This window comes from Sphaerotilus natans (genome assembly GCF_900156335.1).
Taxonomy (GTDB): Bacteria; Pseudomonadota; Gammaproteobacteria; order Burkholderiales; family Burkholderiaceae_C; genus Sphaerotilus; species Sphaerotilus natans.
On record NZ_FTMZ01000003.1, the window covers coordinates 82,897 to 108,210 of the forward strand.

Sequence of the window (25,314 nt, forward strand, 5' to 3'; positions counted from 1 at the left end):
GAAGAGAGGTAACGAACGGCGCGATGGTGTGCGGCTTGCGTGAAAAAACCGTGACGGATTCACGACTGGCATGTGACGACCTCCCGCCTGGACACCAGGGCTTCACCCGCGACAATCACCCTCCTTGTCCCTGCTGACCGATCCCGCCATGAACATCGTCTTGACCTTTCCTGATCTTCGCCGCGGCCTGGCCGTGACCGCGCTCGCTGTGCTGCCGCTGACGCTGGCGGGCTGCGGCGTGGTGGCGGTGGCCGGCTCGGTGGCGGGTGCGGCCATCACCGTCGGCAGCGCGGCGGTGTCGGTCGGCGCCACCGTGGTCACCACCGGCGTCAAGGTGACCGGCAAGGCGATCGGCAAGACCATCGACGCGGTCAGCGGCGAGCCGGCCGCCGCTGCGGCCGAGGGCGGTGGCATCGTCGTGGCGCCGTTGCCGGGCGAGCCGGGTGCCAGCACACCGGCGCGCTGAACATCGCTGAACATCGCTGAATCCCGCAGAAGTCGCAGACGGCGAATTTCGGCGGCGATTCGGGGCTCCGGGCCTGGCGATCGCCCCCTGAGCGGGCGTTCCGGCGTGATCGACATGCTTCCTATGATTCGGGAAACATTTGATTACAGCTGATCGACGCACTCGCCCATGCCCTGTCTCTCGCTTGTTGGTGTCCGTTCCGGTCGCCCGGGCCCTGCCCGATTCCACCGTCTCGGCGCCCTGTCGGCCTTGGCGATCACGCTGCTGCTGGCGGGCTGCTGGGGCTCGGACGAGGAAGCCTCGTCCACCCCGACGGGCGCCTCGCCGGCCGCCACCGAGGTGGGCGCGCCGCGTGCGCGCACGATGGCGATCGATCCGGCGCGGGCGCGCTGGTCGGCGGTGCGCACGCTGCCGCTGGTGCCGGTGTCGGCGGCCAATCTGCCCGACGGGCGGGTGCTGATGTGGTCGGCCGAGGAGAAGTTCAGCTTCGGCGGGGCCGGGCGCACCTACACGCTGACCTTCGATCCGGTCAGCGGCGCGGTCGCCGAGCGGCTGGTCACCGAGACCGGCCACGACATGTTCTGCCCCGGCACCACCAACCTGGCCGACGGCCGGCTGCTGGTCAACGGCGGGCTGGACTCGGCCCGGACCTCGATCTTCGACCCGGCCACCGGCACCTGGCGCAGCGGCGCGACGATGAACATTCCGCGCGGCTACCAGGCCAACACGCTGCTGGCCGACGGCAGCGTGCTGACGCTGGGCGGCTCGTGGAGCGGCGGCGTCGGCAACAAGCACGGCGAGGTCTGGACCGAGGCGGGCGGCTGGCGGCGGCTGAGCGGCGTGCCGATCGACTCCTTCCTGTCGCCCGATCCGTCGCGCAACTTCGGCGGCGACTCGCATTTCTGGCTGATCCCGGCCGGCAACGGGCGGGTCTTTCACGCCGGCCCCGGCGTCAACATGCACTGGATCGATCCGACCGGCACCGGCGCGGTCGAGCCCGCCGGGCGCCGTGGCGACGACGAGTTCAGCGTCAGCGGCACCACGGTGATGTATGACGCCGGCCGGGTGCTCAAGACCGGCGGCGGCCCCGGCTACGACAGCGTGCAGGCCAATGCCAACACCTACGTGATCGACCTGGCCGGCGGGGCGACGGTGCGGAAAGTCGCGCCGATGGCCTACCGGCGCGCCTTCCACAACAGCGTGGTGCTGCCGGACGGCCGGGTGGTGATCCTGGGCGGGCAGACCTACGCGGTCGGCTTCTCGGATGCCAACGCGGTGCTGGCGCCCGAGATCTGGGATCCGCAGACCGAGACCTTCGCGACGCTGCCGGCGATGAGCGTGCCGCGCAACTACCACAGCATCGCGCTGCTGCTGCCCGATGGCCGGGTGCTGTCGGCCGGCGGCGGGCTGTGCGGCGCGGGCTGCGCGGCCAATCATCCGGACCTGCAGATCCTCAGCCCGCCCTATCTGTTCAATGCCGATGGCAGCGTCGCGATCCGGCCGCTCATCCAGCGCGCGCCCGAGCGCGCCGGTCATGGCGAGGTGGTCGAGGTGCAGACCGACAGCCCGGTCGAGGCCTTCTCGATCGTGCGCCTGTCCTCGACCACGCACACCGTCAACAACGACCAGCGCCGCCTGCCGCTGAATTTCCGTGCGCTGGGCGGCAACCGCTATGCGGTGGACATGCCGAGCAATCCGGGCCTGGCGCTGCCGGGCCACTGGATGCTGTTTGCGCTGAATGCCGCCGGCACGCCCTCGGTGTCGATCCGGCTGCATCTGACGCTCGACGGCAGCCCGGCGATCGCGCCGGTGGCCGACCAGAGCGCGGCGGTCGGCGCGGCGGTGGACTTCGCACCGCGGCTGACGCTGCCGGCCGGCACGGTGGCCACCTGGCGCGCCAGCGGCCTGCCCGACGGCGTGACGATCGACGCCGCCAGCGGCCGCATCCGCGGCACGCCGACGGTGGCCGGCACCTTCCGGGTCTCGGTCTTCGTCACCGCCGCCACCGGCACCGGTGCCAGCCGCACCGTCTCGACCGATTTTGTCTGGCGTGTCGGCGATCCGCGCGCGACCCGCTTCGTGCGGCTGGAGGCGCTGTCGGAGGTCAACGGCAACCCGTGGTCGTCGGCGGCGGAGATCGAGCTGCTCGGCGCCGACGGCCGCAGCCTGCCGCGCACCGGCTGGAGCGCGCGCGCCGACAGCGCCGAGACCGCCGGCGAGAACGGCGCGGCGGCGAACGTGCTCGACGGCAATCCGGCGACGATCTGGCACACCGAATGGAGCGCGACGAACCGGCCGCTGCCGCACTGGATCGAGATCGACCTGAAGCAGGGCGCGGAGGTCACCGGCCTGCGCTACCGCCCGCGCACCGGCTCGCCCAACGGCACCATCGGCCGCTACCGGGTGCTGCTCAGCGCTGACGGCAGCACCTGGAGCGCCCCGGTGGCCAGCGGCGACTTCGCCACGCTCGGCGCCGCCGCCGACGAGAAGGTGATTCACTTCGAGACCAGCGTTGCCCGCGGCCGCAGCGCCAGCCAGTCCTCGCAGTACGAGGCGGGGGCGGCGGCGCGTGCGGTCGACGGCAACACCGACGGCAACTGGGGCGCCGGCTCGGTCACCCACACCCTGAGCGAGGCGGGGGCCTGGTGGGAGGTCGATCTCGGCCTCGCCCATGACCTGCACGCGATCCGGCTCTGGAACCGCAGCGACTGCTGCGCCGACCGGCTGACGAACTTCCATGTCTTCGTCTCGGCCACGCCGATGGGCGGGCGCACGCTGGCGCAGCTGCTGGCCGATCCGACGGTCTGGCGCCAGAGCGTCGCCGGCGGCGCACCGCGCGCGCTGCGGCTGGAGGCCGCCGGCGCACGCGGCCGCTTCGTGCGGGTGCAGCTCGCCGGCACGAATTTCCTGCAGCTCGCCGAGGTGGAGGTGCACGGCCGCCCGGCGCCGGACCTGCCGCCGCCGGTGACGCTGCCGACGCTGCAGCCGATCACCGTCGCGCCGGTCGTCGCCGGCACGGCGGTGTCGTGGACGGCGCAGCCTTCGGTCGCCGGCCGCTACCAGTACCAGTGGGATTTCGGCGATGGCTCGGCGCCGGGCGCCTGGTCGGACTCGGCCTCGGCCAGCCGCAGCTATGCGGCGCCGGGTGTCTACACCGTGACGGTGACGCTGCGCACCACGGACGGCCGCACGACGACCCGCTCGTTCTGGCAGGTGGTGCAGGGCGCGGTGGTCGGGCAGGCGGGGCGTTCGTCCTCGCCGCTGGCGGTGGAGACGCGCAGCGGCGCGCCGGCACGGCTCTGGGCGGTCAATCCCGACCACGGCAGCGTCAGCGTCTTCGACCTGGCGACGAACAGCCGGCTGGCCACGATCGCCACCGGGGCGGCGCCGCGCACGCTGGCGCTGGCGCCGGATGGCCGCATCTGGGTGGTCAACCGCGACGCGGCGACGATCAGCATCGTCTCGCCGACGACGCTGGCGGTGGTGCAGACGCTGGCGCTGCCGCGCGCGTCGCAGCCCTACGGCCTGGTGATCGGCGCCGACGGCCAGGCCTGGGTCACGCTGGAGGCGGCCGGGCGGGTGCTGCGGCTGTCGGCGGCCGGCGCGGTGCAGGCCAGCGCCGAGGTCGGCCTGCACATGCGCCATCTGGCGCTGCAGGCCGACGGCCGCCGGCTGCTGGCGGCGCGCTTCATCTCGCCGCCGCTGCCGGGCGAAGGCACGGCGACGGTGGACACCACCCGCGGCGGCGGCGAGGTGGCGGTGCTGGACGCGGCCACGCTGGCGCGCCAGTCGACCGTCTGGCTGCGCCACAGCGAGCGGCCCGACACCACGGTGGGCGCCCGCGGCATTCCGAACTATCTCGGCGCGCCGGTCATCGCGCCCGACGGCCGCAGCGCCTGGCTGCCGTCCAAGCAGGACAATCTGCGCCGCGGCGCGCTGCGCGACGGTCAGCCGCTGACCTTCGAGAGCACGCTGCGTGCGGTCAGCTCGCGCATCGACCTGGGCAGCTTCAGCGAGGACACCGGCGCGCGCATCGACCATGACAACGGCGGCGTGGCCAGCGCGGCGGTCTTCCACCCGAGCGGCGGCTATCTCTTCGTCGCGCTGGAGGCCAGCCGGCAGATCGCGGTGGTCGATCCGGCCGGGCGGCGCGAGCTGCTGCGCGTCGATGCCGGACGGGCCCCGCAGGGGCTGGCGCTGTCGCCCGATGGTCTGACGCTCTATGTGCAGAACTTCCTGGACCGCAGCATCGGCGTGCATGACCTGCGCCCGCTGCTGCAGCGCGGCGAGCCGGTGCTGCCGCAGCTGCAGGCGATGGCCGCCACCGCGGCCGAGGTGCTGCCGGCGCCGGTGCTGCGCGGCAAGCAGCTCTTCTACGATGCCCGCGATCCGCGGCTGGCGCGCGACGGCTACATCAGCTGCGCCGCCTGCCACCACGACGGCAGCCACGACGGCCGCACCTGGGACTTCACCAGCCTGGGCGAAGGCCTGCGCAACACCCCGAGCCTGCGCGGCCGCGCCGGTGCCCAGGGGCGGCTGCACTGGAGCGCCAACTTCGACGAGGTGCAGGACTTCGAGCACCAGATCCGCACGCTGCAGCTCGGCACCGGCCTGATGACGGACGCGCAGTTCGCCACCGGCAGCCGCAACCAGACGCTGGGCGACCGCAAGACCGGCGTCAGCGCCGATCTGGATGCGCTTGCGGCCTATGTCGGCTCGCTCTCGAGCGCCGACCCGAGCCCGCTGCGCGCCGCCGACGGTGCGCTCACTGCCGATGCGCAGCTCGGCCGCCAGGTCTTTGCCACCAAGAACTGCGCGCAGTGCCACGGTGGAGCCGCGTTCACCGCCAGCAGCACGAGCGGCAGCCTGATGGACATCGGCACGCTGCTGCCGTCGAGCGGGCAGCGTCTGGGCGGGGCGCTGGCCGGCATCGACGTGCCGACGCTGCGCGATGTCTGGGCGACCGCACCCTATCTGCACGACGGCCGGGCCGCGACGCTGGCCGAGGCCCTGACCGCGCACCGCGGCGTGACGCTGACGCCGGCCGAGACCGCGGCGCTGGTGGCCTACCTGCCGCAGATCGGCCGCGAGGAGGCCAGCGCGCCGACCCCGCCGGTGGCGCCGCCCGCGGTGCAGGCCTCGCCGCTGTTCGGCGGCACCGGCGGCACGCCTTTCACCGATCCGGTGGCCGCGGGACAGCGCCTGACCGGAGTGACGATCAATGCTGGCTGGTGGATCGACGGGCTGCAGGCCCAGGCGACGCCGTCGGCGCTGCCGTGGCGCAGCGGCACCGGCGGCGGCCGCTCGAGCTTCACGCTGGCCAGCGGCGAGACGCTGGTGGGCGTGCGCGGCGAGATCGGCGACGGCCGTCTGGTCTCGAAGCTGAGCTTCGTCACCAGCACCGGCCGGGTGCTCGGCCCCTACGGCCTGAGCCGGGGCTTCAGCCGGGTCACGAGCTTCTCGTTCACCGTGCCGGCGGGGCAGCGCATCGTCGGCTTCACCGGCCGCTCGGCGCAGTACCTCGACGCGATCGGCGTCCTGTACACCGCCGCGCCATGAACGGGGTGTCCGCGATGGTGGCGACGCTGATGGCTCTGTCGGCCGCCCTGCCGGCGGCGGCCACGCCGCAGGCGGTCGCCCGCACGCACGGCGAGGCGCTGTGGCGCGGCGAGCGGCCGCTGGCCGGCCAGATCGCCGGGCATGCGCAGGCGATGCCGGCGGCGGCGCTGCGCTGCATCAACTGCCATGGCGGCGGCCCCGGCGCGGCGCCGGGCGGGGCGCCCCGGCTCGATGCCGCCACGTTGACCCGGCCGCTGGCGCGGCGTGGCGGGCCGCCGTCGGTCTATGACGAGCAGGCCTTCTGCCGGCTGCTGCGCACCGGCATCGATCCGGCCGCAGTGCTGCTGCCGCGCGAGATGCCGCGCTACCGCATCGACGATCATGACTGTGCCGCGCTGTGGCGGCATCTGGTGGCATCTGATGGCGACGCGCCGAGGATCACGCGATGAGGAGCTGTCGATGAGAACGCAGCCCGCCCCGATGACACGCCGCGCCTGGCTGCGCGGCCTGGGCGCACTGGCGGCCGGGACCGCCGGGTGGGTGGCCGGCGCGCCGGCACAGGCGCATGGCGAGCTGGGTCCGCTCACCCCGCCGCAGCCGCTGCCCGATCTCGTGCTGACGCTGCATGACGGCCGCCGCGTGGCGCTGGCGCCTCTGCTGCGGGGCCGGGTGACCGCGCTGCAGCTGATGTTCACCGGCTGCAGCTCGGTCTGCCCGCTGCAGGGCGCGCTGTTCGCGCAGACGCAGGCGCAGCTGTCCACCTCCACCCCGCCGCTGCCTTGGCAGCTGCTGTCGGTCAGCATCGACCCGCTGGGCGACGATGCCCGCGCGCTCGCGGCCTGGCGGCAGCGTCACGGCGCCGGCGCCCGCTGGCTGGCCGGCGTGCCGGCGCTGGCCGAGGCGGATCTGCTGCTCGACCGGCTGCGCGGCCGCAGCAGCCGCGGGCCGGATCGCCACACCTCGCAGGTCTTCGTGATCGACGCGGCCGGGCGGCTGGCCTTTCGCACCGCCGAGCTGGCCGATCCGGCCGCGATCGTCACGGCGCTGCGCGGCGTGGCGGGTGTCAGTCGTCGATCGGCGTGAGCTTGGCCACCGACAGCGCCAGCCACTTGGTGCCGTGACGGCCGAAGCTGACCTGGGCGCGGGCGTCGGCGCCGCTGCCCTCCAGCGCCAGCACCACGCCTTCGCCGAACTTGGTGTGGAAGACGCGCAGGCCCTTGCGCAGGCCCTGGCCGCTGGGGTCGGGATCGCGCCGCGGGGGCAGCGGGGCCGGGGCCGGCGCCGCGCTGCGAGCGAAGCCCGATGAGCCGCCGCCGTAGCCCCCCCCGAAGCTGCCGCCCCGGCCGAAGCCGCCGCCAAAGCCGCTGGAGAACCCGCCGCCGAACCCGCCTTCCTTCGGCGTCAGCCACTTCAGCGCCGCGTCGGGCAGCTCGGCCAAGAAGCGGCTGCGGGCGTGGTAGCGGGTCTGGCCGTGCAGCATGCGCGTCTGGCTGAAGCTCAGGTGCAGGCGCTGGCGCGCGCGGGTGATGGCCACGTACATCAGCCGGCGCTCCTCCTCCAGCCCGTCGGGCTCGGCGGCGGCGTTCTCGTGCGGGAACAGGCTCTCCTCCAGCCCGGTGATGAAGACCGCGTCGAACTCCAGCCCCTTGGCGGCGTGCACCGTCATCATCTGGATGGCGTCCTGGCCGGCCTGGGCCTGGTTGTCGCCGGCCTCCAGCGCGGCGTGGGTCAGGAAGGCGGCCAGCGGCGAGATGATCTCGCCGGTGTCGGCATCCGGCAGCAGGCCGGCGGTCTCGTCGACCGGCAGCGCCACCACCTCGCGGCCGAAGCCCTCCACCGTCACGAAGGATTCGGCGGCGTTGACCAGCTCCTCCAGGTTCTCGACCCGGTCCTGGCCTTCGCGCTCGGCGCGGTAGAAGTCGATCAGGCCGCTGGCGCCGAGCACATGCTCGATGATCTCGCGCAGCGTGCGCCCGCGGGTGTCCTCGCGCAGGCCGGCGATCAGGCGGGCGAAGTTCGCCATCTTGGCGCCCGCCGCCCCGCCCAGCGCGCCCACCGACTGGTGCAGGCTGCGCCCGGTGGCGCGCGCGATGTCCTGCAGCTGCTCGACCGAGCGCGCGCCGATGCCGCGCGCCGGAAAGTTCACCACCCGCAGGAAGCTGGTGTCGTCGTCCGGGTTCTCGATCAGGCGCAGGTAGGCCAGCGCGTGCTTGATCTCGGCGCGCTCGAAGAAGCGCAGGCCGCCGTGGACGCGGTAGGGCACGCCGGCGTTGAACAGCGTCGTCTCGATGACGCGCGACTGCGCGTTGCTGCGGTAGAGGATGGCGATCTCGGCGCGCGCGGTGCCGGCGCGGTGCAGCTGCTCGGCCTGCTCGAGCACCCACTGCGCCTCGGCGAAGTCGCTGGGCGCCTCGTGCACCCGCACCGGCTCGCCGGGGCCCGCCTCGGTGCGCAGGTTCTTGCCCAGCCTGCCGGTGTTGTGCTCGATCAGCGCGTTGGCCGCGTCGAGAATGTTGCCGAAGGAGCGGTAGTTGCGCTCGAGCTTGATCTGGTGGCGCACCCGGTACTCGCGCTCGAAGTCGGCCATGTTGCCCACGCGCGCACCCCGGAAGGCGTAGATGCTCTGGTCGTCGTCGCCGACGGCGAAGATCGCGCCGGTGGCCGCCTCGCCCAGGGCGTCGCGCTCCCCCGGCAGCGCCGCGAACATCTTCAGCCAGGCGTACTGCAGCCGATTGGTGTCCTGGAACTCGTCGACGAGGATGTGGCGGAAGCGCGCGCGGTAGTGCGCGCGCAGGTGCGCGTCGTCACGCAGCAGCTCGAAGCTGCGCAGCATCAGCTCGGCGAAGTCGACCACGCCTTCGCGCTGGCACTGGTCCTCGTAGGCCTGGTAGATCTCGGCGAGCTTCTGCGTCTGCGCGTCGCGCACCTCGATGTCCTTCGGGCGCAGACCGTCCTCCTTGGCGCCGGCGATGAACCAGGCGACCTGCTTGGGCACGAAGCGCTCCTCGTCGAGCTGCATCGCGCGGATCACCCGCTTGACGGCGCTGACGGCATCGCCCGCGTCGAGGATCTGGAAGGTCTGCGGCAGGTTGGCCTGCTTCCAGTGCGCGCGCAGGAAGCGGTTGCACAGGCCGTGGAAGGTGCCGATCCACATGCCGCGCACGTTGAAGGGCAGCATCGCCGACAGGCGCGTGAGCATCTCCTTGGCGGCCTTGTTGGTGAAGGTCACCGCCATCAGGCCGCCGGGCGAGACCTGGCCGGTCTGCAGCAGCCAGGCGATGCGGGTGGTCAGCACGCGGGTCTTGCCGGAGCCGGCGCCGGCCAGGATCAGCGCGGGATCGGCCGGCAGCGTCACCGCGGCGAGCTGTTCCGGGTTGAGGTTCGCCAGCAGGCGGGATTCGGGCGGCAGCGTGGCCGGGACGGGCGAGGACGACGGAAGCATCGCGGAATTCTACGGGGCGCCCCCTGGTCATCGGCCTCGTGGGCCGCCCGAGCTGAACGAGGGCGAAGAACGCCGGCGTTCCCGGTCGCGCCGCCCCGGATTCCCGTGTGGCGGCGCGACCCGGCCGGGGGGATGGCGGGCGGGCGGCGGGCTGAGAGCATGCCTGCCACCGGCCGATCCGTGCGATCGGTCACGAACAACCGCCCGATCCGCCCGCGCCTTTTCACCCCATGAACACCTCCGACCTGCGCCGCCTGCTGCTGTTCACGCTCCTGGGCGGTCTGATGCTGCTGCTGATGACCGTGCTGCATCTGGACCTGCCGACGCCGGATCTGCCGGTGCCGCTGGAGGGCGCTGCCCTGCCGGAGCAGGCCCGCGCCGAGCGTCTGCAGGCCGAGGGCCGGGCGCTGTGGCAGGGCGACTGGGCGATGCAGGCCCGGCTGCCCGGTGCGGCCCGCGGCCTTGACGGCCAGGCCTCGCGCTGCGTGCGCTGCCACGGCGGCACCGCGCTGCCTCGCACCCTGTTGACCCGGGTCGACAGCCAGGCCGGCCTGTGCCGGCTGCTGCGCGAGGGGGCCCGCGCCGACGGCAGCCGCATCGCGCCCGCCATGCCGCGCTATGACGCGACCGAATCCGACTGCGCCGCCCTGTGGATGCATCTGGCCACGCCAGCGCGCTGACGAATATCTCGACAACAATCTCGGCAACAGGATTTCAGGAATTTCACGATACCTTGGTACGGTTCATTCCAAAGTGGGAGTGGTCGTATATCTGATCCCGATGCAACCGGTTTTGTTCGGCTGAGGGCGGTGTTGGCATCCTGTTGCTGGCTGTCGAATCAGGTTGCATGAAAACGTGATTTCTTAGCAGAATCAGGCCTCAAGTTCGTGGCCGACATGCTGCGTGAGGGTGAAGACGCTAGCCTTCGCGCCATGCCGCTCCTGGTGGAGCCCCGGCGCAATGACTGGCTCGCGGACTGAGATATCCCTTGAAAGGAATCTCGGTCCTTCTCTGGGCGTCGAGGGTTTTCACCTATTCCTGCCCGACGTGTTGTCGGGAAGGTCTGCAGGGCGGATCCGGATCAAAAGAAACAGAAATCAAGGCTGACCTCATGCTGGCGACTTTCTGCGGCTGGCGCCGCTCTTTCCTGCGACTCTTGTCGGGTGGCGCGCTGCTGCTGGCTGCGCTGCTGCTGGCTTCGTTGCCCGTGCGGGCAGCGGCCTTCGAGTGGAACTGGGCCACCTCCACCTGCGAGGGCTCGACCGACGGCTGCCTGACCAATGGCACCCGGCGCTTTCCCGGCATCGGTTCGGGCTCGAACATGCGCGACATCCTGTTCACCCGCGTCTCGGCGGTGGGCAGCGCCACGCCGGACACGCCGCGCAGCGGCTTCGGCAGCAATTCCACCGGGCCGCAGGACCATCTGGGCGGCGAGGTGCGCGGTGACATGACGGCCGGTGCGGTGTCGCAGGTGCGCTACCGCCTGACCTTCGTCGCGCCGGGCACCAGCACGCCGCTGGCGCTGCCGGTGCCGGTCTACATGACCAGCCTGGACACCGACGGCTACAACTACCACGCCACCGGCGGCTTTCGCGAGCGCATCGAGTTCCACGGCACGCCGGCGGCCCTGCTGCCCGGCTCGCAGCTCGAGCCCGGCACCAGTCTGGGTGGCGGGCAGGCCTTCCGTCCGGTGGTCTGCACCAACGGCACCGACGCGGGCTGCACGGCCTTCGGCGCCGGTGGCTATGCCTTCTATCCCGGCTTCAACAACACCATGGCGGTGCAGGTGTCGGCGATCTATCCGGCCGGCCAGACGTCGCTGGAGTTCAGCTTCGGCATCGAGGTGTCGGCAGCCGGCCCGGGCAACTTCATCGAGTCGCGCCAGTTCGGCATCCAGGTCGGCATTCCCGATCCGGATGTGCGGCCGGTCTTCTCGAACCTGCCCACCGTCATCCGTCCGGGCCAGACCTACACCGGCCTGACGCTGAGCTGCTCCAACCCGGGCGCGACGGTCGCCGCGCTGGCCACCAGCTGTGCGCCGACGGTCTCGACCGGCAGCATCAGCGCGCTGAGCTGCAGCCCGGCGGTGCCGGCCACGGTGGCGCCGGATGCGTCGATCACCTGCACCTTCAGCTACACCGCCCCCGGCACGCAGGGGGGCACCGACGAGGCCGCCACCCAGGTCGTCTTCACCGGCACCACCGGCTCGGTCAGCGACATCAACAAGACCAACGATGTCACCACCGCCAGCGCGCCGCTGATCGACGCGCTCGACGAGAGCCTGACGACGCCGGTCGGCAGCGCCGCCTCGCTGCAGGTGCTGGGCAACGATGCCCGCGGCAGCAGTGCCGCCACCCTGGCCACCGTCTCGCTGGCCGCGGTCAGCCCGCCTACCGCCGGCTCCAGCTTCGATCCGTCGACCGGCCTGTTCAGCGTGCCGGCCGGCGCCGCGCCGGGTGTCTACAGCGTCACCTACCAGGCCTGCGCCAATCCGGCGGTGGTGCCGGCGGTCTGCGACACCGCGGTGGCCACCATCACGGTGGCCGCGGCCGACCTGTCGCCGGTCTTCACCGGCCTGCCGACGGTGCTCGGCCCCGGCCAGACCTCCACTGGCCTGACGCTGACCTGCACCAATGCCGCCAGCGCGACCACCGCGCAGGCGCCGATCTGCCAGCCCTCGGCCTCGGCCGGCAGCGTCGGCAACATCGTCTGCAGCCCGGCGGGTGCCACGACGCTGGCGGCCGGTGCGGCCATCACCTGCACCTTCGACTACACCGCGCCCTTCACGCAAGGAGGCACCGACGATGCGGCCACGCCGGTCACCTTCACCGGCACCACCGGCGCCAGCAATGACGGCAACGCCAGCAACAACACCACCACCGCGGAGGCGGTGATGATCGACGCGGTCGACGATGCGGTCGCGCGCACGCCGGGCCAGACCGGCCAGACCAGCCCGGTCGGCGGCAACGACCAGTGGCCGGCGGGCAGCAGCTTCTCGCGCATCGGCGGCAGCTGTGCCAATGCCTCGGTCTCGGCCGATGGCACCGCCACCTTCGACGTGCCGGCCAGCGGCAGCTGCACCGTGGTCTACCGGGTCTGCGCACCGGCGCCGAACGCGACGTCCTGCGACACCGCGACGCTGACGGTCACGCCCTCGGCCACCTCGGCCGACCTGTCGGTCGCGATCACCGGCGTGCCGCCGACCGCCGCGCCGGGCACGCCCGTCACCGGCACGCTGACCTGCACCAACGCCGGCCCGGATGCCGCGCTGCAGGCCACCTGTGCCGGCGGCGCCGGCACCACCACGTCGAACTGCCGGGTCGGCGGCGTGGCAGTCATGCTGCCGCTGGCCAGCCTGGCCGCGGGTCAGGCGATCGTCTGCGACATTGGCGCCACCACGCCGGCCAGCGGCCGGCTGACCGTGCCGGCCACCACCGGCGCCGCCAACGACACCAATGCCAGCAACAACAGCACCTCGGTCGAGGTGGTCGTGCTGGTCGAACCTGATCTGGCGGTGTCGAAGTCGCATGCGCCGCCGACCCTGGTCGAGGGCCAAGTCGGTCGCTACACCATCGTCGTGCGCAATGCCTCGACCAGTTCGGCCACCAACGCGAGCTATACCGTCGTCGACACGCTGCCTGCTGGCATGACGGTCGCGTCGGTGCCGATCGGTACTGGTTGGGACTGTAGCGCTACCCGCATCGGTGCCAGCGTCGCCAGCTGCACCTCTAGCCTGGTGCTGGCTGCCGGCAGCGAGGCGCCAGCGATCACGCTCGATGTCTCGGTCTCGGCCGAGGCCTGCGCGACGCCGGACGCCTCCGGCCTGTGCAGTGGCAGCGCTGCGCCGGTCAACCGGGTTTCGGTCAGCGGCGGTGGTGAGTTATCGAGTCGTCTGCAGTCGAACAACAGCTACCAGGATCCGACGCCGGTGCGCCGTGTCGGCTCGGTCAGTGGCCGGGCCTGGCTCGACGCCGACCATGACCGTGTGCAGGGCAGTGGCGAGCACGGCGTTGCCGGCCTTCGGGTGGAGGTGATCGACGCCTCCGGCGCGCAGGTCGCTACCGCGACGACCGACGCCAGCGGCGACTACCGAGTGCAGGGTCTGTCGGTGGGCAGCTACACCATCCGCTTCCGCGATCCGTCCACCGGCTCCTACTACGGCCGACCGATCTCGAAGGATCCGGCCGGCGGCAACGACCCGAGCGCTGACGCCTCGACCGGCGTCGTCGCCTCCGGTGTGATCAGCGGTGTTGTGGTGCCGGTAGGTGCCACCCGCATCAACCAGAGCCTGCCGCTGGATCCGGCTGGCGTCGTCTACGACAGCAGCAGCCGTGCGGCGCTCGGCGGCGTGGGGGTCGAACTGCTCGACGCCAGTGGTCAGGCGGTGCCGGGTGGCTGCCTGATCGGCGGCACGAATCAGGTCAGCACCTCCGGCAGCGGCGCGCTGGCCGGCGTCTACAGCTTCCTGCTGATCAATCCGCCACCATCGGGCTGCCCTGGCGCCGCCGTCTACCAGCTTCGTGTCACGCCGACTGCGGGCTACGCTGCCAGCGGCTCGATCCCGGCGCAGGCTGGAACGCTGGTGCCGCCGACTGGCTGCACCAACGGCGCTGCAGGCGGCGTCTGCACCGTGCAGACGCAGGCACTGCCGCCCTCGGGCAGCGAGTCGACCGCCTACTACCTGTCGATCCGCCTGGATCCGGCCAGTGGTCCGGACGTGATCAACAACCACATCCCGCTCGATCCCTCGAGCAGCGGCACGCTGCTGGTGGTCAAGACCGGCGACCGCACGCAGGCGGAGATCGGCGACTCGGTGCGCTACAGCATCGCGGTGCGCCGCACCGACAGCGGCGGCGCGACGCTGCCGGCGGTCGAGATCATCGACACGCTGCCGGCGGGCTTCCGCTACATCGCCGGCACCGCGATGGTGGGCGGCGTGAAGATCGCCGATCCGAGCGGGGCACCGGGGCCGGTGCTGCGCTTCCAGATCGGTGCGCTGGCGGCCGGTGCCAGCAGCACGCTGAGCTACCGGGTGCGCATCGGCGTGGGCGCGCAGCAGGGCACGGGCATCAACCGCGCCCAGGCCACCGGCACGCCGGGCGCGGTCTGCGGCAGCAGCGCCAATGCGCTGTGCTCCAACATCAGCCAGTTCCGGGTGACCGTCACCGGCGGCGTGTTCGGCGCCGAGGCCTGCGTGGTCGGCCGCGTCTTCGTCGACTGCAACCATGACCATGTGCAGGGGCCTGAGGAGCCGGGCATTCCGGGCGTGCGCTTCTACCTGAACGACGGCACCTCGCTGATCAGCGATGTCGAGGGCAAGTACAGCGTCTGCGGCTTGGCGCCGCGCACCACCGTCATGGTGGCCGACGGCTCGACGCTGCCGCGCGGCAGCCGGCTCACCACCAGCTCGAACCGCAATGCGGGCGACGCCTTCAGCCTCTTCCTCGATCTGAAGAGCGGCGAGCTGCACCGGGCCGACTTCATCGAGGGCAGCTGCTCCAACACCGTGCTCGAGCAGGTCAAGGCCCGCCGCGCCCGTGGCGAGACGCAGACGCTCGAGACCGAGAAGAAGGGCGGCCGGGTGCTGAAGTTCGATGGCAAGCCGGTCACCGCGCCGGCCCAGGCCACCGACAGCGCCCGCCAGCGCGGCACGGCCGCCGGCCAGGGCGAGGTCGGCGCGGTCAAGCCGCGCCAGGCGGTCGGCACCGCCGGCGCCGCCGGCGCCCGCACCGAGACCCGCGAGACGCTGCGCGAGCCGGTCTCGGTCAATCCGGCGTCGTCCGGCGCCACCGTGCCGTCGGCCGAGGAGGGTGCGCGATGAGCCGCCTGCTGCCCGCCGACCGAACGAACCGATCTGTCACGACTGTCACGATGCTTCCGAACCTGTCGTCGCCCGCGCCGCTGCTGAAGCCGCTGCATCTTGCCGTGCGGCATGCGCTGCCTGCGCTGGCCGCCGGCCTGGCCCTGAGCGCCGGCCTGGCCCGCGCCCAGGTCGATGTCGATCCGGTGCATCCGCTCGGCGAGGCGCCGGGCCGCTACCGCCCGCTGTTCACGTTGCCCGAGCCGGCGGGCGCGCCGCGCATCCTGCTCGACGGCCAGTACGCGGCCAATGCCCGCGTCGGCCGGCTGGCGGTCGAGGTGCATGGCGCCGGCGCGCCGGCCGACGGGGTGACGCCGGTCGAGATCGTCGTGCGGGTCTTCGACCGCGAGGGCCGGCCGCTGCGCGAGCCGGTGCTGCTCACCGTCGAGCACCGCGGCGGCGCCCGGCTGCTGCTGCCCGAGGCCCGCACCGACGAGGGCGGCGCCGACCGCCGCGACGCCGACCGCAGCGTGCCCGGCACGCAGCTGCGCGTCAGCGGCGGCGAGGCGCGCTTCAGCCTGATCGCGCCGGCCCAGCCCGAGGACGTGCTGCTGCGCCTGAGCGCCGGCGAGGCCGAGGTGGCCGGCACCATCGGCTTTGACCCGGATGTGCGCGAGATGATCGCCGCCGGCCTGATCGAGGGCGTCATCGGTCGCAGCACGCGGCGCTATGACGGCGCGGTGTCGCCGGCGCGGGTCGACGACGGCTTCGAGGCCGAGCTGCGCCACTGGAGCCGTGACTTCGACAGTGGCCGCGGCCGCGCGGCGCTGCGGGCCAGCGTCTTCCTGAAGGGCAAGATCCGCGGCGACCGGCTGCTGACGCTGGCCTACGACTCCGACAAGGACACCCGCGCGCGGCTGCTGCGCGACATCCGCCCCGAGGCCTGGTATCCGGTCTACGGCGACGCCAGCGTCAAGGGCTTCGATGCGCGCAGCGCCTCGAAGCTCTATGTGCGGGTCGACCAGGGCCGCAGCTTCGTGATGTACGGCGACTTCGCCGCCGGCGAGGGCGTGACGCCGGCGGCCGGCGGCGGGGTGGTGGCCGGCACCCGGCTGCGCCAGCTCGGCAGCTACCAGCGCACGCTCACCGGCGTGAAGCTGCACCGCGAGAGCACCGACGGCTTCCTCAATCTCTTCGCCAGCCGCGACACGCTGCGCCAGGTCACCGAGGAGATCGCCGCCAACGGCACCAGCGGTCCGTTTGCGGTCAGTGGCACGCAGGCGCTCGAGAACAGCGAGCAGGTGCAGCTGATCGTGCGCGACCGCAACAACCTCAACACGGTGCTGTCGGTGACGACGCTGGTGCGGCTGAGCGACTACAGCTTCGAGCCCTTCAGTGGCCGCATCCTGCTCACCCGGCCGATCCCGAGCCAGGATGCCGACGGCAACCCGATCCACCTGCGCATCAGCTACGAGGTCGACCAGGGCGGAGACGCCTTCTGGCTGGCCGGCGCCGATGGTCAGATCAATCTGGGCGAGCGCGCCAGCCTGGGCGGCGCGATCGTCGAGGACCGCAATCCGCAGGCGCCGTTCCGGCTCGCCAGCGTGCATGCGGGCGTGAAGCTGGGCGCGGCGACCGAGCTGGTCGTCGAGGCCGCGCAGACCGAGGCGGCACTGTCCGCGGTCGGCACCTCGCTGGTCGGCGCGCCGGTGCTGCCGGAGAGCGGCACCGCCACCGGCCGGGCCGCGCGCGTCGAGGTCCAGCACCGCGGCGAGCGCCTGGAGGCGCGGCTGCGCGCGGCGCGCACCGGTGCGGCATTCGCCAACACCGCCGCCGGCGTGCAGCCCGGCAGCGAGCAGCTCGGCGGCTCGGCGCGCTGGCAGGCCAGCGAGGACTGGGCGCTGCGCGTCGAGCTGCAGCGCGACCGCGACACCGCCACCGATGCGCGCGCCAGCGGCGCCAGCCTGGGCGCCGACTACCGCCTGAGCCCGACGCTGACCGTCGGGGCCGGACTGCGCCGCATCGAGGAGACCGGCCGCCTGCGCGGCGCGCTGGCCGGTCTGGCGGCCAATCCGTCGGCGGGCAGCTATTACGCGCCGGGCTCGGACGGCGGCTTCAGCGGCGCCGGCAGCACCACGCTGCTCAATGCCAACAGCGCGCTGGCGTCCTACGGCAGCGGCGCGGCGCCGGGCACGGTGCCCGACCTGGAGACCACCACCGCCTTTGCCGGCGCGACCTGGCGGGCCAGCGATCGCTGGACCCTCAAGGGCCTGGCCGAAGCGGCGGTCGATGGCCAGGACCGTCACCGCGTCGAGCTGGCGACCAGCTACCAGCTGGCCGAGCGCGCGCGGCTGTATGCGCGTGCCGAGCATCAGGACGGCCTGTCCTCGCGCTATGCGCTCGACGGCGCCAGCAGCCGCGGCCAGGCGATCGCGCTGGGCATCGACGGCCGCTACATGGCCGGCGGCGATGTCTTCAGCGAATACCGCCTGCGCGACGCCAGCGACGGCCGCGCCTCGCAGGTCGCCACCGGCGTGCGCAATGTCTGGCAGATGCGTCCGGGCTGGGCGATGACGACCGGGCTGGAGCGGCTGCGCATTCTCGACGGCAGCGGCCAGAACGCCACCGCCGCCACGCTGGGCTCCGACTGGACCGACAGCGAGTGGTGGAAGCTCTCCGGCCGCCTGGAGTGGCGCCGGCTGGAGGCCCGCGGTGCGTCGACGACCAGCGGCAGCTCGGCGCTGACCACGCAGGACAGCTGGCTGACGACGCTGACCGCGGTGCGCCGCCTCGACCGCGACTGGACGGCGCTGGCGCGCAACTACTACCTGGCCACGGACAACCACGGCGCGCGCGCCAACGGCTGGCAGGACCGCTTCCAGGTCGGTCTGGCCTGGCGGCCGGTCGACCACAACCGCATCGACGTGCTGGGCAAGTACGAATACAAGGTCGAGGACAACATCAACGCCACCGAGGAGTGGCGCCGGGTGCATGTCGGCGCGGTGCAGGCCAATGTGCATCCTGCGCGGGCCTGGTGGGCGTCGGGCCGGCTGGCCGGCAAGACGGTGTCCGAACGCTTCCCGGTGGCCGAAGGCGGGGTGCAGGACCGCTACCGCGCCTGGCTGGCGAGCGGGCGGCTGATCCATGACCTGAGCGAGCGCTGGGACCTCGGGCTGCAGCTCAGCCTGATGCGCGGTCAGGCCAGCGGCCAGAGCGGCGCGTCCTGGCAGCGCTCGGTCGGGGTGGAGGTGGGCTATCTGGTGCAGTCCAACCTGTGGCTGTCGGCCGGCTACAACGCCAGCGGCTTCCGCGACCGCGACCTGTCCAGCGACTACACCGCGCGCGGTGCCTACCTGCGGCTGCGCTTCAAGTTCGACGCCGACCTGTTTGCCGGGGCCGACCCGGTCGTGAACCGCGCGCTGCCGCGCTGACCCATCATGAAGAACCTTCGCGTTTCCCTCTCCACGCTGGCGGCGGCGTCGCTGCTGACGCTCGCGCCGGTGGCCGCCCGCGCCGATGCCGCCACCGATGGCCAGCTCGCCGCCGACCACGCCGCCTACCGCGCGCAGCAGCAGGCCATCGCCGAGCTGAACGCCACCGGCCGCCACCCGCTGCGCAGCTACCCGCTGGCCAAGGCGCAATGCTGGCTGGACGTGAGTTTCCACGAATACACCCGCAACGACCGCTCGGCCTTCCCGGCCGAGGCGCTGCACGAGTCGCGCCGCATCACCGGCTATCTGGCCGGCGGTGGCGTGGCCGGTGCCGAGGCCGATCCGTCGCGCCAGACGCCGCTGGTCAATGGCGCAGCGCGGCTGCGCGAGGACCTGTGGGCCCGGCTGGGCGCGCTGCGCGAGCACCGCGGCTGGGCCTGCGCCCAGCAGCTTGCCGCCTGCGCCGAGGTCGAGCTGGTGCATGCCGGCAACGAGCACCAGCAGCTCGGCTGGCGCCACGCCAAGCCCTACATCCAGATCGCCGAAGACCAGGTCGGCGATGCGGCCCGCGCGGCCGAGCTGTGCCCGGTCGATCCACCGCCCGCACCGCCGACCCCTCCGGCTCCGCCTGCGCCGCCGGCCCCGCCGGTGCCGCCGCTGGTGGTCAACGAGCGCATCGTGCTGAGCGCCAGCGTGCTGTTCGGCTTCGACCGCCGCGGCATCGACGACCTGCTGCCGGGCGGGCGCGCCCAGCTCGACCAGCTGGCGCTGCGGCTGAACAAGGTCTATGCGCGCATCGATCGCCTCGAGCTGATCGGCCACACCGACCGGCTCGGCGGCGAGGCCTACAACCGCAAGCTCTCGCAGGACCGCGCCGAGGCGATTCGCGCTTATCTGGCCAGTCGGGGCGTCGCGGTGGCGATGATCGCGACCGGCCGCGGCAGCGAGCAGCCGGTGGTCGAGTGCAGCCAGAAGAGCCCGGCGGCGCTGCGCGCCTGCCTGCAGCCGAACCGCCGCGTCGAGCTGGACATCACCGGCGTGCCGCGCTGAGGTCATCCGGCCGCGTGCATACTGCAGTGCAGCATGACTTGGCTGCGCTGTCGGCCTGCACGCGATGTTCGACCTCCCGATCCTGCGCCGGCGTGTCCGGACGCCGCTGCCGCTGAGCCTGGCGCTGCAGGGTGGCGGCGCGCACGGCGCCTATGCCTGGGGCGTGCTCGATGCGCTGCTCGAGAGCGGCCGCTTCGTGCCGCAGGCGATCAGCGGCGCCAGCGCCGGGGCGATGAACGCGCTGGTGCTGGCCGACGGCTGGCTGCGCGGCGGCCCCGACGGCGCGCGCGAGGCGCTCGACGCCTTCTGGCGCCGGCTCGGCGAGCTGCTGCCCACCCACTGGTTCGTCGTCGGCGACGAGCGCCGGCCCAGCCTGCACGGCGGCGTGCGCCTGGCGATGCAGTGGAGCCGGCTGCTGTTCGCGCCACAGCAGCTCAATCCGCTTGACCTCAATCCGCTGCGCGATCTGCTGCTCGAGCGCATCGACTTCGCGCGGCTGCGCCAGGCGGACGCGCCGCGCCTGTTCATCGCCACCACCCGGGCCGACACCGGCCGGCTGCGGCTGTTCGACAACGCCAGCCTGTCGGTGGAGGTGGCGCTGGCCTCGGCCTGCCTGCCGACGTTGCACCGCACCGTCATGATCGACGGCCTGCCGCACTGGGACGGCGGCTTCAGCGCCAACCCGCCGCTGTGGCCGCTGGTCGAACATGGACCGGCCGAGGCCGATCTGCTGATCCTGATGCTGATGCCGCTGCGCTTCGCCGAGCTGCCCGGCGGGGCCGGCGCCATCCGCGAGCGCTCGCTCGACATCGCCTTCGGGGCCGCCTTCCAGCGCGAGGCCTGGCTGCTCGGGCGCGCCTGGCAGGATGCCCGTGCCGGCAGCGGCTGGGCCTGCGGTCCTCTGGCACGTCGCTTGCGTGGCTTGCGGCTGCATCTGATCGACGAGCGCCAGCAGCTGGCCGAGCTGCCGGCCGAGTCTCGCCTGATCGCGCACCAGCCCTTTCTGATCCATCTGCGCGATCTGGGCCGACAGCGTGCCCAGGACTGGCTGGCGCAGCATCGTGAGGCGATCGGGCGACGTTCGACGGTCGATCTGACCGATGCCTTCGGCTGAGGCTGCTGCCTCCCGTATCATTTCGGACAGGCATTGGATTCGTGAAAAATGACCGCCCTAACCGGGGGGTTCCAGGGTGTGGCGCTCCGGCCGGGGCGCTGGAGAGGACACAGGCACAAGCAATGGTCGAGGGGGTCGAGACCGGTTCGGGCCGCTGGCACCAGGTGGTGCGCGAGCACATCGAGGCGAGGGCCGGCAGCCCGGACATCGCGGTGCTGTGCGACCGCTGGCGCCAGAGCCGCGATGCGCAGGGGCGGGTGCCGCTGGCGGCCTTTGCCGACGGCCTGTGGCATCGCCTGCATGGCCGGCTGATGCTGCTGCGACGTGAGCCTGCGCCAGACCCCGCGGATGGGGCGGGCGACGACTTTGTCTACGGCCACTACGGCAGCGAGATCTGCCGCCATACCGGCATCGATCGCACTGGCACGCGGCTGTCGGAGCTCGGGCCGCAGCGTGCCGCGCTGCTGGGCGCGCTGCAGACCGAGGCGCTGCAGCGTGGCCAGCCGATCTACACGGTCCATGCCGCCGAGCGCGGCCAGCCGGTCTTCACCTGGGAGCGGCTGATCCTGCCGCTGGCACCGTCCGACGGCGGCGAGTGGGTGCTGGTCTACTCCAGGCCGTTGCAGATGCGCCACGAGCTGTATGCCGATGTGGTCGACGCCAGTGGTGACGCGCTGCTGGCGCTGCGCCGGGTCGACACGCCCGATGCCGGCGAACCGCAGGAGGAGGGCGCAGGCTGGCTGGTGCTGATGGCCAACCCGCGTCTGGCCGAGCTGTTCGAGATTGACCGCGATTCGCTGGCGGGTCGGCTGGTGCACCGGGTGCTGCCGGACTGGCGGCTGCTGCATGCCGAGGAGGAATGCCTGCAGGTGATGCGCAGCGGCCGGGTCAGCCGCATCACCCGGGTGCTGATGGCCGCCGACGGTCGGCTGCGCTACCTGCAGGTGCAGATCGCACCGATGCGCGGCGGCGTGCTGCTGAGCCTGTCCGACGAGACCGACCTGCACGAGGACCGCAACCGGCTGCGCCATCTGGCCGCCACCGATGCGCTGACCACGCTGGCCAATCGGCGCCTGTTCGACGAGCAGCTGCGCGACCAGGTCGAGCAGGCCCGCACCAGCGGTCAGCCGCTGGTGCTGGTGATGGCCGACATCGATGCCTTCAAGGCCTACAACGACCGTTACGGCCACTCGGCCGGTGACGACTGCCTGCGCCAGTTCGCGCTGCTGTTCAAGGCGGTCTTTACTCGCCAGAGCGATCTGGCCGCGCGCTACGGGGGCGAGGAGTTCGCGGTGCTGCTGCCCGGCACCGGCCTGGAGGGCGCCACCGCACTGGTCGGGCGGCTGATCGAGCTGCTGCATCAGCGCCGGCTGCCGCATGCCGCCTCGCCGGTGGCCGCGCATGTGACGGCCAGCTTCGGCGCCGCGGCCTTCGATCCGGCGCGCGACCATGACGAGCTCAGCCTGCTGCGGCGGGCCGACAGCGCGCTCTACCAGGCCAAGCAGACCGGCCGCGATCGGCTCTGCGTGAATTGACCGCCTAAGGCCGGCCTTTCGCGCGATCAGGCCGTGGCACGCGTCGATAGCATCGACTGGATCCCCCCAGATGCAGGAGTTCCCGTCATGCACCAGATGCGCCTTCTTTCCGCCTCCCTTGTCCTGGCTTTCGGGCTGACTGCCTGCGGTGGCAGCGACAGCCCTGACACCCCGGTCGTGCCGGTTGCCTCGGCTTCGTCGGGCGTGCTCGTCGATGACCTGATCGCCGGTGCGACCGTCTTCTGCGACGACAACGGCAATGGCGTGCTCGACGCCGGCGAGAAGTCGGCCGTGACCGACAGCGCGGGGGCCTATGCCTTCTCCAGCGCCTGCAGCTCGCAGATCGCTTCGGTGGCCGAGACCGGCTATGACCTGACGACGCTGAAGGCGCCCAAGGGCCAGTTCATCGCGCCGGCTGGCAGTGGCGTGGTGTCGCCCTTCACCACGCTGAAGGTGGTCAGCGGCCTGTCCGACACCGAGTTCCAGGCGGTGCTGAGCGGTCTGGGTCTGGCGGGTATCGATGTCGCGACCTTCAATCCGGTCACCGACAGTGCGCGTGCGACCACCGCTGCTGCGGTGGCCAAGGTGCTGGCCGACATCGCCGAGCTCAGCGCCGAGGCTGGCGGCAGCCCGGCTGCGGCCTTCCGCGGCGCGGTGGCCGCCATCGCCACCCAGGCGCGCAGCAGCACCACGCCGGTCTTCGCCAGCGAGACCTCGCTGCGTGCGATGGTCAATGCCGCGGTCAGCGCCGGCCTGGAGGCTGGCAACAAGAACAGCAGCGGCAATGCGGTCTGGAGCGCCAGCCAGCTGGCCGCTGCGGTCGAGCTCTCCACCCAGGGCCTGACGGTGCTGGCGCAGAAGACCCGCGAGGCCGCCTCGCTGTCGGCGGCCAAGGATCTGCTGTCGAGCACCGCGGTACTGACCCTGGTCGGCTCGGTCGACCTGAGCGACAGCAGCGCGGTGGCCGCGGCCAAGACCCAGCTCTCCGACGCGACCGAGCTGACCAAGCCGCAGTACATCTACCTGAGCGACGACAGCATCGAGATCGTTCCGCTGCAGGGCGAGGAGGTCACCGCGACGATGACCCAGTTCGAGAGCTCGGCCGGTCTGACGCTGAGCGGCCAGACCCTGGCCTCGCTCGAGCATGTCTGGCTGCCGCTGACCGCCACCAGCCTGGCCCTGCCGAAGGGCGGCGCCGACCTGGTGCTGGGCATCGAGATCGAGAACACCGCCACCGGGGGCATCCTGCAGGCCCGGCTCGCCGGCGTGACGCTGTCGCGCGACAGCCAGGGCACGGTCAAGGCCATGATCGACGATGCGGCCCGGCTGCATCTCTACCTGAAGACCGGCACCGGCATCGAGATCGGCACCGGCACGAAGGCGATCACCGACATCAGCGCGAAGATCCTGTGCAGCTGCGACAGCGGCGTCGGCATCGATCTGCAGAAGATAGCCGATGGCCTGCGCAAGAACTTCCCCGACAACACCTCGCTGATCGACAAGACGCTGGCCGAGACCGGCACCTTCCGGGTGCGCATGGTCGCCACCGGCGCCGACATGCGCCGTGCCGACGGCACCCGCCTGGGCCTGTCGCGCATCGCGGTGCGCACGCCGGGCAGCAGCGCGACGGCCGCCGAGGTCGGCGGCGTCGCGATCCAGGGTCGGGTGACCTTCTGAGTCCAGCCATGAGCACAAGGGCTGGCGCCGGCTGGCTGCTGGCCCTGGCGGCCGCACCGGCCGGGGCGGTGGCGCTCGACACGCTGCCGCTGATCGACGAGCCGCCAGCCGCTGGCCTGCGCTGGCAGGTCGAGGCCGGACATGACATCGCCCGACCGCTCGGCCGGGCGATCGGCAGCGACCGCGAGGCGGCCGCCATCGAGCGGCTGTCGCTGTCCGCACGCTGGCAGGACGTGCAGGCCGGACTGACGCTGCGCGACATGACGCTGCATGACGGCGAGGACCTGCACCGGCTGCAGGGCTGGGACGCCTCGCTGCGCTGGCATCTGCCGACCGATGCGTCCGGCCTGACACGCTGGGCGCTCCAGGCCGGGGCCTGGGGACATCAGGCCGACCGGCTGTCGCAGGCCACCCGAGGCAGCCTGAAGGTCAGCGGCCTGAACGCGCAGCTGAGCCGCTTCGATGTCGAGCGCCCGCGCGATCGCCAGTGGCAACTCGACCTGCTGGGCCAGCACACGCTGCCCTGGCCCGGGCTGGTGCTGACGGCCGCGGCCGGGCTCGGGCGCAGCGAGGTGTCGAATGCCGCCCTGGGCGGCACGGCACGCGTCGGCGGCTGCAGTCACGATCTGGAATTCGGCGCCACGCAGCTGATCGCCCGACCCGGCGACGACTGTGCCCAAGCCTTCATCATCAGCGTGCCGAACCGCCTGCTGAAGTTCGACGCCCAGCGCGAGACCCGCTACCGGGCGCGCTTCATGCACCTGGGCGCGGCGCTGCACTGGCGCCAGGGCCGCTGGCTGCTGTCCGGAGGCGCCGATCTGCAGCACTGGAGCCGCCCCGGTCTCGACGACCTGTCGAGCGTGCGCGCGCCGGTCACCCGAGTGCTCACGCTGGCAACGCGGCTCGCGCATGATCTCGGCCCGGACACGCGGCTGTCGGTGCAGCTGCGCCATGCCGACCACCGCCTGGTCGGCGAAGTGCCGATGCTCTACACCGCCCGCACCGCCAGCCGCTTCGCCACCCGCCAGACCCAGGTGGAGCTGGCGCTGGCGCACCGCTTCTAGCGGATCCGGCGCCGGGCCCCGGCGCTGGGCGATCGCGCTGAAGCTACAATTGCGGGCTTCGGTTCCTCTCCGTAGTTCAATGGATAGAACGGGCGCCTCCTAAGCGCCAAATACAGGTTCGATTCCTGTCGGAGGGACCAACCCACACGGATCCCGAATCCATCCCCCAAGGCCCC

Annotated in this window: 13 protein-coding genes and 1 tRNA gene; 13 read left to right on the top strand and 1 reads right to left on the bottom strand. The window is 72.4% G+C overall.

Annotated elements, in window-relative coordinates; translation table 11 throughout:
• Positions 1-148: 148 nt before the first annotated feature.
• The 4 genes from BW996_RS03685 to BW996_RS03700 all read left to right on the top strand — a co-directional run bounded on the left by BW996_RS03685 (position 149) and on the right by BW996_RS03700 (position 7,108).
• Positions 149-466 (top strand): hypothetical protein, encoded by a 318-nt coding sequence (locus tag BW996_RS03685; protein ID WP_037478226.1) that lies wholly within the window; start codon positions 149-151, stop codon positions 464-466.
• A 249-nt stretch (positions 467-715) separates the two neighbouring features.
• Positions 716-6,025, top strand: a complete 5,310-nt coding sequence (locus tag BW996_RS03690) for a discoidin domain-containing protein (protein ID WP_051631532.1) — start codon at positions 716-718, stop codon at positions 6,023-6,025.
• A complete protein-coding gene (locus BW996_RS03695) occupies positions 6,022-6,474 on the top strand; it encodes a hypothetical protein (RefSeq protein ID WP_076458641.1) in 453 nt (150 codons plus the stop codon). Before BW996_RS03690 ends, BW996_RS03695 begins: the two co-directional genes overlap by 4 nt.
• A gap of 10 nt (positions 6,475-6,484) precedes the next feature.
• Entirely contained in the window at positions 6,485-7,108 is a 624-nt protein-coding gene (locus BW996_RS03700; protein WP_139330730.1) for an SCO family protein, read from the top strand.
• Here BW996_RS03700 and BW996_RS03705 read toward each other — a convergent pair.
• Positions 7,089-9,467 (bottom strand): UvrD-helicase domain-containing protein, encoded by a 2,379-nt coding sequence (locus BW996_RS03705; RefSeq protein ID WP_051631535.1) that lies wholly within the window; start codon positions 9,465-9,467, stop codon positions 7,089-7,091. The two genes, BW996_RS03700 and BW996_RS03705, sit on opposite strands and share 20 nt — an antisense overlap.
• A 230-nt stretch (positions 9,468-9,697) precedes the next feature.
• Between BW996_RS03705 and BW996_RS03710 the strand changes: the two genes are divergently transcribed.
• From BW996_RS03710 to BW996_RS03750, 9 genes are all read left to right on the top strand, one after another.
• Complete coding sequence (locus tag BW996_RS03710) at positions 9,698-10,147, top strand: hypothetical protein (RefSeq protein WP_037478228.1); 450 nt, start codon at positions 9,698-9,700, stop codon at positions 10,145-10,147.
• Between the two features lie 431 nt (positions 10,148-10,578).
• Positions 10,579-15,288, top strand: coding sequence for an SdrD B-like domain-containing protein (locus BW996_RS03715; RefSeq protein WP_037478229.1), 4,710 nt, complete (start codon positions 10,579-10,581; stop codon positions 15,286-15,288).
• Between the two features lie 50 nt (positions 15,289-15,338).
• Positions 15,339-18,698: a porin family protein gene (locus tag BW996_RS03720; protein WP_139330731.1), complete on the top strand. Its 3,360-nt coding sequence runs from the start codon at positions 15,339-15,341 to the stop codon at positions 18,696-18,698.
• A 6-nt stretch (positions 18,699-18,704) separates the two neighbouring features.
• Entirely contained in the window at positions 18,705-19,748 is a 1,044-nt protein-coding gene (locus BW996_RS03725; protein ID WP_037478230.1) for an OmpA family protein, read from the top strand.
• A gap of 64 nt (positions 19,749-19,812) precedes the next feature.
• On the top strand, positions 19,813-20,862 hold the full coding sequence (locus BW996_RS03730; protein WP_051631537.1) for a patatin-like phospholipase family protein: 1,050 nt from the start codon (positions 19,813-19,815) through the stop codon (positions 20,860-20,862).
• A 122-nt stretch (positions 20,863-20,984) separates the two neighbouring features.
• Complete coding sequence (locus tag BW996_RS03735) at positions 20,985-22,397, top strand: GGDEF domain-containing protein (RefSeq protein WP_051631538.1); 1,413 nt, start codon at positions 20,985-20,987, stop codon at positions 22,395-22,397.
• Between the two features lie 87 nt (positions 22,398-22,484).
• Entirely contained in the window at positions 22,485-24,074 is a 1,590-nt protein-coding gene (locus BW996_RS03740) for a hypothetical protein (protein ID WP_037478231.1), read from the top strand.
• Between the two features lie 8 nt (positions 24,075-24,082).
• Entirely contained in the window at positions 24,083-25,138 is a 1,056-nt protein-coding gene (locus tag BW996_RS03745; RefSeq protein ID WP_037478232.1) for a hypothetical protein, read from the top strand.
• Between the two features lie 65 nt (positions 25,139-25,203).
• Positions 25,204-25,278: transfer RNA gene (locus BW996_RS03750), tRNA-Arg, on the top strand.
• Positions 25,279-25,314 lie beyond the last annotated feature (36 nt).